Genomic DNA, 12,227 nt, shown 5'->3' on the forward strand with positions numbered 1-12,227 from the left:
AATCGTTGATGTTTTCACGCGAACGCGGTTCGGCGGCAATCCGCTAGCAGTGGTGCTCGGTTCGGACAACTTGACAACTGATCAGATGCAGGCGGTTGCACCGGAGTTCAACTCCTCCGAGACGAGCTTTGTCTTGCAGCCGGCCGATGCGCACCACACGGCTCAGGTGCGTATCTTCACGCCGACGCTGGAGGTGCCGTTTGCGGGTCATCCGACTATCAGCGGGGCTTTCGTGCTGGCCGGTGCGGGCAACGGCGCCAAGGGGAAGAGTTTGTGTCCGAGGAGAAAGCCGGCTGGTTCATGTAGGCATCGTATGGGACGGTGTTCGCCAGCTGAAGACAGCCGAGGACCTGGTCGCCGAGAGCAGGGGTGCATCGTTGTGTCTTGACATACGCGGCCAAATGCATCGCCGCCAACGCCTCGATCCGGGTGTTGCGGCGCACGGGACGGGAAAAGCGCAGCACCCAATCGGAGTGCGTCTGCGCCATCAGATTGGCAAGCTCGATGCTTCGCGCGGAGGCCGTCACCAGATGCAGCGCCAGGTTCTGGCTGACCTTCGGTTGCGGGGAGCGAAGCAGGGAAATGTCCAGCACGGCAGCCAATCCGCCATTGGTGTCGAAGATCGGCGCGGCAGTGCAGGAGAGCGGCGTATGGGTCGTATCGAAATGGCCAGTCTGATGGATGGTCATCGCCTCGCCGGTGCTGATGCAGGAGCCGACGCCGCATGTTCCGGTGCGGCTTTCCGACCACTCGGAGCCGAGATAGAGCCCCGCCGAGCGCAATTGTCCATGAAGAGCGGATCGCCGAGGAAGTCGACGGTTACGCCCTTTGCGTTTGCCAGGAGCAATACAATACATAGTTCTGGCCCGCCACCTGCTTGAAAAGCGTTTCCAGGCCGCTACGGGCGATCGCGATCAGTCTTTCGGACTGCTCGCGATGTTCGCGAAGCTGTGTTTCGGGAACGATATAGGCTTCCGCGGGCCGGGCTGGGCCAGCCACGCGTCCTCCTCCCAGACAAGGCCTACTCGGCCCGAAGCTGATGAGGTGGAACGGCCCTTCTCAAACGGCATCGAATGCCTAACGTGGTCGTGTTGAAACGCCACAAAAAGGAAGGACCGCTCCATGGAGAAGATTACCACAGTCGGGCTTGATCTGGCCAAATCCGTTTTTCAAGTTCATGGCATAGCCGAAGAAGGACCCGTGATTGTACGCCGTACACTGCGTCGGTCGCAGGTTCTGGACTTCTTTCGCAAGTTGCAGCCTTGCCTCGTGGGTATGGAAGCTTGTGGCAGCGCGCATTATTGGGCTCGGGAAATTCAGGCCCTGGGTCATACGGTTCGGATGATGCCACCCGCATACGTGAAGGCCTACCTCAAACGCAACAAAACCGATGCTGCAGACGCTGAAGCTATCTGCGAGGCAGTCACGCGGCCGACCATGCGCTATGTTCCGGTAAAAACACAGGACGAGCAGGCTGCCGGAATGGTGCTCAAAGCGCGAGATTTGCTTATCCGCCAGCGCACTCAAACAATCAATGCCCTGAGAGCTCATCTTGCCGAACTGGGCATTGTCAGGGCGACCGGTCTGGTCGGAATCGTCCGCCTTGCCGCCATAGTACGCGACGACAGTGACCTGAGATTGCCGGGTGCAGCGCGAATGGCTTTGGAAGAGCTCGTTGAGCAAATCGAGACCGTGACGGCACGCATTGAAAGGCTCGATCGAAAAATCCTTGAGGCTATAAGAAAAGATGACAACGCCCGACGCTTGACGGCGATCCCCGGCGTGGGTCCGATCATTGCGGCGACCGTCCGGGCAGTAGTCCCTGATCCTGCCGGCTTTAAAACCGGTCGGGACTTTGCTGCCTGGATTGGGTTGACACCACGCGCACATTCCAGCGGAGGAAAAGAACGGATCGGTTCGATCTCAAAGCGCGGAAACCAGCAATTGCGCACGCTGCTTGTCGCTGGAGCAACGTCGGTCCTCAAGCTCGCCCGTCGTGGCCTCCAGGCATCACCATGGATAGCGGCGATGATATTGCGCCGCCCGTTCAAGGTTGTCGCGGTCGCTCTCGCAAACAAGATCGCGCGCATCATCTGGGCTCTTCTCGTTCACGGCGATAACTATAGAGGAGCGAAGATGATCGCCCAAGCTTAGGTTTTAGAGCTTTCTGGCCAGTCGGTCGGAGAGGCAGGCAAGGTGCCAATTGTGATGACCCAACGGGACGACATCCCGAAGCAAATCAGACCGCAAAATCGCAGGCGCGTTACAGCGCGAGAAGCTGATTAGGCGATTTGCTCCGCGGATCTCATCGTGACCGTGGCTGCCAGAAAACAGGCCGGACATATGACTGCACCGTCCATATTTGGGAAATACATGAGGAAATATCTTGCCAAGCGGGCCGTTCCACATATGCGATTTTGGCCAACTTGCGGAACAATCGGAGAACTTCACGGCTTGCTCTCCTCGGGTTGGAGGAGCATGGCGACATTTTCGGGGGCAAATTTGAATCCTCTGCGGTCGGGAATTCGCTCAGCGGAGATCGAGTAGCGTGGCCGCTTTGGATCGATGCCGTGATCCGGAACCGTTCGCTTCCGGTGCGGAACTCGCGTCCGAAGTCCGAAGGGGCCAATCCGAATTGCTCTGCGAGAAGGGATGGTTCCGCAGCCACCTGGCTGCATTATCGACGCTGGGGTCGTCCAGAATGTCGACAACCGAGCGACGCTCGAGATCGACCATGATGGTCCCGTATCGTGTCGCGCGTCGCCAGCTCCAGTCATCGATGCCAACCACCCGGATCTCGGAGGCGCAGTGAGCAACCGCGGCATCACGCTTCAGTTGCCGCAGGATGGTGCCGTCGCTGACCGGCATGCCGAGCCGTTGCATGAGGCGCTCGCCAGGACGGCCGCCCGTGCTATGGCCGAGCAGGCCGACAATCTCCACGACCCTTGTCGTCCGGCGCGCATAAGGGGAAGCAACCGTCGGCAGTCGGTCGGTGAACGTTTGTCATTCACATTTCTCATGTGCGCATCGCCAGCGGCTCAGCAGGAGCCTCACCGTCACAGCCTTACCCTGGACCGGAAGGTCCTGAAGGCTGCGGCTGGACCACCCATGCCGATTTCGGCTTCGCCGTCCGCAATCGGGGCAAATGCCGATCGCTGGTCCGGCAGCGGAAACAACCCAACTGTCATCATCAGTGAGCTCGACGCCCAGAACTTTGACCCCTGGGCCGGGCGACCATTTTGATTTCGTTCGCATGCCCGCCCATTAGCGATCTTGCCGCTAACAGCCGATGAACCACACAAAGTGAGAGCCAACTCGCAAGGGCGCTGCGGGAACTGTGCAGGATCGAGCGATCCATATTCATGATTGAATGGTACTCAAGTGCGTGTTTCGGTAATTCCCGGACACCCTTTTCGCTAAATCCCGGACAGTGATTTCAGTAATTCGCGGACAGCGATTCCGCTAAATCCCGGACAGTTTTCGGGAGCGGATTTAGCGGTCGGTTCTTGGCTGCGCCGTTCTGGCAGTTTGGCCTCTCACGATGATGTTGAGAGGGGCCATGCCGAGACGGAAGCAAGCGAGACGAACGAGCGTGAGGGATATCCAAGCGATCTTGCGCCTGACCCATGAGCAGGGTCTTTCGGTGCGTGAGGTGTCGGAACGGCTCAAGATCAGTAAGACGACAGTATCGACCTATTTGCTGCGGGCGCGGGAGGCCGGGCTGTCATGCTGGCCGCTGCCGCCGGGCCATGACGACGCGACGCTTGAGCGGCTACTGTTCGGCCGTGCCGGTCGTCCGCCGCAAGATCTGAGCGAACCGGACTTTGCGCTGATCGCCCGGGAGTTGAAGCGCAAGGGGGTGACGCTGACGCTGTTGTGACAGGAGTATCGCGCCGCCCATCCCGACGGCTACGGCTACACCTGGTTCTGCGAGCACTTCGCCGCTTTCGAGCGCCGGACGAGCGCGACATTCCGCAATCGGCATGCGGCGGGCGCGGTGATGCAGACGGACTATGCCGGGCAGACGGTGCCGGTGATCGATCCGGCGACCGGCGCCATTTACCCGGCGCAGATTTTTGTCGCGGTGCTGGGCGCCTCCAATCTGACCTTCGCCTTTGCCAGCTCCAGCCAAAAGCTGCCGGACTGGATCGAGGGCCAGGTGCGAGCGCTCGCCTTCTTCGGCGGCGTCACCAGAGCGATCGTGTGCGACAACCTGAAGGCCGGTGTCGTCAAGGCGCTGTGGTTCGAGCCGACGCTGAACGCGACCTTTGCCGCGATGGCCGAGCATTACGACACCACCATCCTGCCGACCCGCAGCCGCAAGCCGCGCGACAAAGGCAAGGTCGAGGGCGCGGTGCTGATCATCGAGCGCTGGATCCTGGCACGGCTGAGGAACCAGTCCTTCTTCTCGCTCGCCGAGCTCAACGCGGCGATCGCCGAACTGCTCGAGGAGTTGAACAACCGGCCGATGCGCCATGTCGGCCAAAGCCGCCGCGAACTGTTCGAGGAGATCGAGCGGGCTGCCTTGAAGCCGCTGCCGGCGGCACCGTTCGAATACGCCGAATGGAAGTCAGCGAAGGTCCATCCTGACTACCATGTCGAGGTCGACAAGACCTTCTACTCGGTGCCGCACCGGCTGATCGGGCGCACCGTCGAGGTGCGGCTCACGCACCGAGTGGTCGAGATCTTCCACGACCACCAGCGTGTCGCCAGCCATGTGCGTCGCTCGCAGCGTTCCGGCCATGTCACCGTCAACGAACACATGCCCAAGGCGCACCAGCGCTACGCCAACACCACACCGGCCAGCCTGATCAGCCGGGCGGCAAGGATCGGCCCCAACGTCGCCATTCTGGTCGAGCGCATGATGCGCGACCGGCCACATCCGGAGCAGGGATACCGCTCGGCCATGGGCATTCTGTCGCTGGCGTCGCGCTATGGGCCGGAGCGTCTCGATGCCGCCTGCGAGCGGGCGCTGCTGATCAACGCGATCGCCTACTCCTCTGTCACCGCCATCCTCAAAGCCGGCCTCGACCGAGCCAGCTCCGCTGAACCGGCAAAGCCGACACCCCAGCACGCCAACATCCGCGGCTCCACCTATTACCAGTGAAGGAAAGGAAGAAAGAATGCTGACGAACCCCACCCTCGACCAGATGCAGGCCCTCGGTCTGGCCGGCATGGCTGCCGCCTGGCGCGAACTGACCGAACGGAACAACGCCAACGAGCTCAGCCGTGACGAGTGGCTCGGCCTGATGCTCGACCGCGAGGTCGCCATACGGGCCGACAAGCGCGTCCGGAACCGGCTCGCCTCAGCCAGGCTGCGCTTTCCCGAAGCCTGCATCGAGGACATCGACTTTGCCGCGCCGCGCGGGCTCGACCGGCGCAGCACCATGGCGCTCGCGCAGGGTGAATGGCTGAAGGCGCATGAGAACCTGATCGTCACCGGCCAGACCGGAACCGGCAAGTCGTGGCTGGCCTGCGCCTTCGGCCGGCAAGCGGCACGGCTCGATCATTCCGTGCTCTATGTGCGCGTGCCGCGCCTGTTCGAGGATCTGGCGCTCGCTCGTCTCGATGGCCGCTTTCCACGCCTCATCGACAAACTCACCCGCGCACAACTGCTCATCCTCGATGACTTCGGAACCCACTCCCTCACCGATCAACAGCGCTTCCATCTGTTCGAAATCGTCGAGGAACGCTATCGCCGCAAATCCACCCTGATCACCGCCCAGGTCCCAGTGGCCAGATGGCATGACCTGATCGCAGACCCTACCGTCGCCGACGCCATTCTCGACAGGATCGTTCACAACGCCCATCGCATCGTGCTCCAGGGCGATAGCATGCGAAAGCAAAAAGCAGCGCCCCTCTTGACCGGCACCGAAAACGGCGAAATCAATCATCCATGAACGCAACAAGGCAGCCGAGGACCAACGCCGCCAAACTGTCCCGACATTAGCGAAACCACTGTCCGGGAATTAGCGGAACCCCTGTCCGGCTTTTGCGAAATGCGCAACTCAAGCCCGGCACGCTGCCAAGCCGGCCTCAACAAGGGCGAAGCAGCACACAAGCTCAAGCGCGCCGTGTTCTTCCATGAGCGAGGCGAAATTCGCGATCGTTCGTTCGAGAGCCAGGCCTTCCGCGCATCCGGACTCAACCTCGTCGTCAGCGCGATCGTACACTGGAACACGGTCTATCTCGACCGCGCGGGCCACACAGTTGAAACGAGGGGGGCGAAACATTCCAGATAGCTGTTGAAGCATATCTCGCGCTGAGTTGGGAACATATCAACCTGACAGGCATCTACACCTGGGACACCGAGCATCAGATGCCCGAAGGCTTTCGAACCCTTAGGCTACCGACCCCAACCCGGCGAGCCATGAGTCCACAGGGATCGTATGCGCCGGTTTCCGCACTATGGCATAGTTCACGCTCTGTTCCCCGTTAGCGTACGAGATTTCGCACTGCTCTTGTTCTGCCCCCATTCTGTTGCTCCGAAATGATTTTTCCGCTTGGCATGTTACATGCTTGTCATCGACAAACGCGCTCACACTGAGCAGAAATTGTCCATGACCACACAAAAACGGACCATTCCGGTCTGCGAGGCTACTCATGTGTAATCAGGCTGTTAACAGCTTATGGCTCGATCGTTAAATTGGCTGCGTCCACCTAAACAGAAGGACTCAAAAAATGACTTATCCCGTGGGTTCGCCGTCGGATGGCTCTCTGAAAGAATCTATCGAAGCAAATGGCCATCATAATCCTCGATTTCATGGCATTGATCACATAGCTTTGGCGGTTCATAAACTAGACGACGCTATCGACCTGTTTCAAGATGTCCTTGGTTTTAAGCTTAGGCGGCGATTGCATATAAAAGGTAAGAAGACTGGGATGGTGTGTGCGGACATGGTTCGGAACGACATGTGCTTTGTGCTTTGCCAAGGCACAGAGCCAGAGTCGCAGGTGTCTCAACTTGTCCAAAACTACGGGGTTGGTCTAGCTCATGTTGCATTATCTGTCGACGATGTGTCGGCGGCGGTCAATACGCTTAGAGCGCGGGGATTGTCGTTCGACACGACTATTATTGAAGGACCTGGCCTAACACAAGCATTCTCTTCTCGATGCGCTAATACGGGGATAAGTTTTGAACTCATCCATCGGAACGGAGAAGAAGCATTTCTTGAAGACAACGTACAAGAGCTTTTCGAGCAGCTTGAGCAGTCGGGAAAATACTGATCAAAGAGGTGTGGCCCCCCGGGTTTCGCGATCCGACTTCAGGCGCGCCCGCCGGCCTACCAGGGTCCCGCAAGACTGATCGAAGGTGGCATTCCAACTGGACGAAAGGAAAGCGTCACCTGATCTGCGCCAGGCACGGTGAGCTGCCACTGAACTTTCATTCAGCGGCGATCCCCGACCTGTTACGCCGTGGGCGCGGGTTGAGCAATCGGCGAGGACTTCGATCAGCGTACCTCCACCGCCCGGATCGCCACGGTATCACCTTAGAGCTTTCTGGCCTGATCCTGGCATCGTCCTGTCCGACAACCCGCCCGCGCGCGACAAACTCGAACTTTCCTCAGATGCTTACGTCCAATGTCCGACAATGTCGGACACTAGTCATCTTAGTAGCGCCACGTAATTGTTTCGGCACGATTTTTCCTTTGGCACGGCACTTGCGTGGACATGTGTATCTGGGTCGCGGTTGAGGAGAAAAATCCAGTCAGCTCTAGGTGTGCGTGGACGCAGGTTGCCAGCTTCATAGGGTGCGAGTCCTCTCGCTTTGAGAGGCGGCTCAGCTTCGAAGACATGCACTCAGGCGCGCAGCATGGATTCATCAATCAAACGATGGGTGCTTTTTGATCAGCTTGATCATTCTGGCGAATAAACCGTGAAAATGCGTGAGCCCTTGGGCCTCAATGATGTCGTCGCTCTGAGACTGGTGTGGTCCTCAGCTCGCCGATAGTCCTACGCAGGGTTCGATGTTGGATCACAGATCGCAATGTTCAGTTATGAATTTTTTGAACGAAGTCTCGAGTGCGTTTCCCTCGGCAGTCTCGCTGGCGTCTGGCAGACCGAGTGAGCGGTTCTTCGACAAGCTCGACCCCCAGGTGCTGTTGAATGCGCTAGTGGTATATGAACGCTATTCAGCTGGCGGTCACGGGGGCGGGCAATTATTGTCGCACTTGCTGCAGTATGGACGAACCGCCGGCATTATCGGCGAGCTCGTTGCGCAACAGGTCCGGTCTGATGAGGGGGTTCCCGCGAGGGCGGATCGCGTACTGATCACCTCAGGATGCCAGGAAGCGCTCGCACTCTGCCTCGCCGCGCTGTGCCCTGAAGCTGCGGATGTGCTCCTAGTCTGCAATCCCACGTATATTGGTGCGACCGGTGCAGGTAAGGCCGCAAGGGTCGCCGTTGCAGCATTGTCCAACTCAGCGCCTTGCGTTGCAGAGGCAGTCGAACTCGCCGTCCTACAATTGCGCCGGAATGGTCGGAGGGCCCGCGCTCTATACCTCATTCCCGATTTTGACAATCCGACCGGGCGCGTCCTCGATAAGGCCTCACGATGCGATATCCTTCAAGTGTGCGCAAGAAATCGGATTATCGTTCTGGAGGACAATCCATATCGGCTATTTCGGTATGAAGGTGATGAGATCCCTCCGATGGCCGCTTTGGATGAGGCAGGAAGTGTTATTTACCTGTCCACATTCTCCAAGACCTTGAGCCCAGCTCTCCGCGTGGGAGCTGCGATACTGCCCGATACAATATTTGGAGACGCGCGCGCTTGCCGGGCACTTTGGGAAAACCTGGTCCAGCTCAAGAGTTTCATTACCCTCAATACAAGCCATATTACACAAGCGATTGTAGCGGGACTCTTGATGGAGCAGGCAGTAAGCTTGCGTGGCTGGATTCGCCCCGCGCTGGATTGGTATCGTTCAAATCGCGACGTCATGGTGCGTCAGCTGGACAGTGTGTTTTCGCCTTTCCCCGAGCAGATACGATGGAATCGACCCTCTGGCGGCTTTTTCCTGTCTCTTGATCTTCCTTTCAGATTTGGCGCGGACAGCGCGGACGAGTGTGCAAGGTGTTACAATGTCATTGTTATGCCGATGAGCTTCTTTGCGTTGGATAACTCTCAAGACTGCCGGATTCGATTAGCATTCAGCGCGGTTACTCCCGAGCAAATCCGAACCAGTGTGACAGGTTTAGGCCGCTATGTGGCGCGGCGGTTGGGGAGGGAACTGCCCAGCTTAGTGGATGGACTGGCCGAGGGATGAAGATGGCACCTCACTCTTCACCGGAGCGCGCAAGCGCTTGCGAACCAGGCGATCGGGATAGGCCACAACCTGCAGCGCGATCAATCTCCTCCAGCGTCTTTGTTGGCAATGGTACGCTTGCTATCAGCTGCGCGCAGCTGGCAATGGAGGTGGGCCACGACATTCGCGTAGTGCTATGTGGCGACGCTATATTCGCGGATTGGGCGGCTCGCGCCAATATCCCGTGTATTGCGAGTGTTGACGAGCTCTGCTCTCTTCTGAACGCGGAGCCGGTGGATTGGATTTTCTCCGTTGCCAATCCGCTTATATTGCCACCGGGCGTGTTTGGGCGAGCGCGACAAGGTGCTTTCAATTTCCACGACGGTCCACTGCCACGGTATGCAGGAACTCACGCGACGTCCTGGGCGCTGCTGGCCCAGGAGAGCGAGTATGCCATCACGTGGCATCGTATCGATGATGGTGTTGATACGGGTGACGTCGTGGTCCATCGCCAAGTGCTGATTGCGCCCACCGATACGGCACTGACCCTGAACCTCAAATGTTATGAGGCCGCTGTCGAGGGATTCCGCGAGCTTCTAACTGGTTTGGCGAAGGGAGAGCTTACCGCCTATCCGCAAGCGCTGGTGAACAGAAGCTATTTTCCAAGACGTCGACGCCCAGATGCGGCAGGCTGTCTGCGATGGGATCGATCCGCGCAAGACCTGTCAGCGATGACGCGTGCCCTAGACTTTGGCCCGTATCATCCCAATCCATTGTGTCTGCCCAAGGCGCTCGTAGGCGATGAGGTTGTCACAGTCAGACGCCTGGAGGTGTTGCCTCGACGCTCGGGCATTCCGGCAGGTTGCCTGCTTGAAATCCACTCCAGCCACTGGCGGGTGGCGACGGGTACGCAGGATGTTGAGGTTTGCTTTGGCAGCTCCGATGGTCAGGCGCTGGACGCGCGAGACCTCGCCAGGCATTCCAATCTGAATGAAGGTGATCGCCTGCCAATTTTGAGCGATGAACAGGCGCAGAGCATAACTGCCGCCCATGAATTGCTGGCGCCTTCAGAGGATTTTTGGCGACAGCGGCTTGAGCAGCTTAGAATATTGCAGTTTCCTTTCCTGTCGTCGTGCGTAGCTGGGGCGCCGCCCAAACGGCAGTCGAGTTCGTGGTTCATTGCAAGTGCGTTGGCTAAGCTGTCGCCAAATGATCGCACGGAATACTTGGTAACGGCTTGGCTGATCTATCTCGCCCGCATCACGGGAGAAACAGAGCTTCAACTGGGATGGACGCCTGCATCGGATAGATCGCAAGCCGGTTTGAAAGCGGTGGAGGTGCTTATCGCCTCTGTCGTGCCGATGGAAGTTACCATTGATCTTGCACATGATTTTGAGGAAATGCGCAAAGCTGTGGCGGGCGAATGCGCTCAGCTGAGGGCGCACGCTAGCTTTGCCCGGGATCTTATCGCGCGCTGCCGGACAGTGCGAGGTGTGGAGGCGCTACGGTCGCACCGGCCCTGGCCGATTGGCATCACGATTACAGCAGATAGCTGTTCTGCCGCTGGCGATCTAGCTTCGAACGCGAGTTCTGAGACAACCCTATCCGGTGATTTGCTGACATTCGAGCTTTGCGCTCTGGATGGGAGCTTTCGATGGCATTTTGATGCAAGTCGATTGGCACCGGAGCAGATCGACCGCATGACGCAGCACTTACAAACATTGTTGCATAGTGTGCTGGCCGATGCAGGCCGGCCAGTGCGCGATCTGGACATCCTGCCGGCTGACGAGCGCACCTACCTGTTGGAGGAGTTGAACCGGACGGCGGCGGCCTATCCGTCGGACATGTGCATCCACGAGCTGTTCGAGGCGCAGGTGCGCCAGGCCCCCGATGCGGTGGCGGTAGTCTATGAGGACGAGCGCCTGAGCTATGGCGAGCTCAATGCCCAGGCCAACCGGCTGGCCCACCATCTGATCGCCTTGGGTGTAAAGCCGGATCAGCCGGTGGCGATCTGCCTGGAGCGCAGCCCGGCGATGGTGCTTGGTGTGCTGGCGATCCTCAAGGCCGGCGGCGCCTATCTGCCGCTCGATCCGGCCTATCCCTGCGCGCGGTTGCGGCAGGTTCTCGATGATGCCGCACCCAAGCTGCTGCTTTGCGACGCGGCCGGCCGCGCTGCGCTCGGCGCCGAGGCGCTGGCCGATGTGAGCGTGGTCGATCTGGAGACGGCGACACCAGCCTGGGCCGAATTGCCCGCCTGCGATCCCGAGCCGCGCGCCATTGGCCTGACCGCGCGCCATCTCGCCTATGTCATCTACACCTCAGGCTCCACCGGAACCCCAAAGGGCGTCATGGTCGAGCATGGAAGTCTGGTCAATCTCGGGTTGGCTCAGATCGGGCTTTTTGGCGCCTGTTCGAATAGCCGTGTTGTGCAGTTCGCCTCCTTCGGCTTTGATGCAAGTGCTTGGGAGCTTGTCATGGCGTTTGGCTCAGGCGCCGCATTACACTTGCCTGCGGACGAGCTCCGCCAGGCGAGTAACAAGCTATCGGATTACCTGCGAAGCGAAGCCATAACCCATGCGACATTACCTCCAGCCTTGCTTCAGGCAAGCAGGGATCCGGGATGTTTGGCATCGCAAGTTCTCATTCTTGCTGGCGAACTGCCGAAAGCTGAACTCGTCCGAAGTCTGGCCTCGGCCTCTATCGTCAACGCCTATGGCCCGACCGAAGCAACAGTCTGCGCGACGGTTTGGAGTTGTCCCGATGACTTTGATGGGTCAGTTGTCCCGATCGGGCGTCCGATTGCGAACACGCGGGTGTACCTGCTGGACGGTCATGGTGCGCCCGTCCCGTTCGGGGCGGTGGGGGAGCTCTATATCGGCGGGGCGGGCGTTGCGCGGGGCTACCTGAACCGGCCTGATCTGACGGCGGAGCGGTTCATCGCCAGTCCCTTTGTGGAAGGCGATCGGCTGTATAAGACCGGTG

General features: G+C 59.2%; 6 protein-coding genes and 5 pseudogenes. 8 read left to right on the top strand and 3 right to left on the bottom strand.

Annotation, left to right across the window (positions count from 1 at the left end; genetic code table 11):
- Positions 1 to 52 precede the first annotated feature (52 nt).
- Complete coding sequence (locus NKH60_RS19000) at positions 53 to 388, top strand: PhzF family phenazine biosynthesis protein (RefSeq protein WP_352872932.1); 336 nt, start codon at positions 53 to 55, stop codon at positions 386 to 388.
- 58 nt (positions 389 to 446) lie between these two features.
- On the opposite strand, the pseudogene NKH60_RS19005 reads toward NKH60_RS19000, so the two are convergent.
- Positions 447 to 990, bottom strand: a pseudogene (locus tag NKH60_RS19005) (sigma-54-dependent Fis family transcriptional regulator); the annotation flags it as partial.
- 132 nt (positions 991 to 1,122) lie between these two features.
- Between NKH60_RS19005 and NKH60_RS19010 the strand changes: the two are divergent.
- Positions 1,123 to 2,154, top strand: a complete 1,032-nt coding sequence (locus NKH60_RS19010) for an IS110 family RNA-guided transposase (RefSeq protein ID WP_352508243.1) — start codon at positions 1,123 to 1,125, stop codon at positions 2,152 to 2,154.
- A gap of 293 nt (positions 2,155 to 2,447) precedes the next feature.
- On the opposite strand, the pseudogene NKH60_RS35165 reads toward NKH60_RS19010, so the two are convergent.
- Positions 2,448 to 2,668: pseudogene (locus tag NKH60_RS35165) on the bottom strand (hypothetical protein).
- Positions 2,650 to 3,255, bottom strand: a pseudogene (locus NKH60_RS19015) (transposase family protein); the annotation flags it as partial. The pseudogenes NKH60_RS35165 and NKH60_RS19015, both read right to left, overlap by 19 nt.
- Before the next feature lie 304 nt (positions 3,256 to 3,559).
- On the opposite strand from NKH60_RS19015, the pseudogene istA reads away from it, so the two are divergent.
- The 6 genes and pseudogenes from istA to NKH60_RS19045 form a co-directional block, all read left to right on the top strand.
- Positions 3,560 to 5,107 (top strand): annotated as a pseudogene (gene istA / locus NKH60_RS19020) (IS21 family transposase).
- Between the two features lie 16 nt (positions 5,108 to 5,123).
- Positions 5,124 to 5,900, top strand: a complete 777-nt coding sequence (gene istB / locus NKH60_RS19025; protein WP_352872927.1) for an IS21-like element helper ATPase IstB — start codon at positions 5,124 to 5,126, stop codon at positions 5,898 to 5,900.
- A gap of 108 nt (positions 5,901 to 6,008) precedes the next feature.
- Positions 6,009 to 6,439 (top strand): annotated as a pseudogene (locus NKH60_RS19030) (Tn3 family transposase); the annotation flags it as partial.
- A gap of 242 nt (positions 6,440 to 6,681) precedes the next feature.
- Positions 6,682 to 7,227, top strand: coding sequence for a VOC family protein (locus tag NKH60_RS19035; protein WP_352508242.1), 546 nt, complete (start codon positions 6,682 to 6,684; stop codon positions 7,225 to 7,227).
- Positions 7,228 to 7,997: 770 nt separating this feature from the next.
- Positions 7,998 to 9,266, top strand: coding sequence for an aminotransferase-like domain-containing protein (locus tag NKH60_RS19040; RefSeq protein WP_352786100.1), 1,269 nt, complete (start codon positions 7,998 to 8,000; stop codon positions 9,264 to 9,266).
- Between the two features lie 272 nt (positions 9,267 to 9,538).
- On the top strand, positions 9,539 to 12,227 hold a 2,689-nt coding region (locus NKH60_RS19045), incomplete at its 3' end, for an amino acid adenylation domain-containing protein (RefSeq protein WP_352872930.1).

The organism is Mesorhizobium sp. M1006 (genome assembly GCF_040318825.1).
GTDB lineage: Bacteria > Pseudomonadota > Alphaproteobacteria > Rhizobiales > Rhizobiaceae > Mesorhizobium.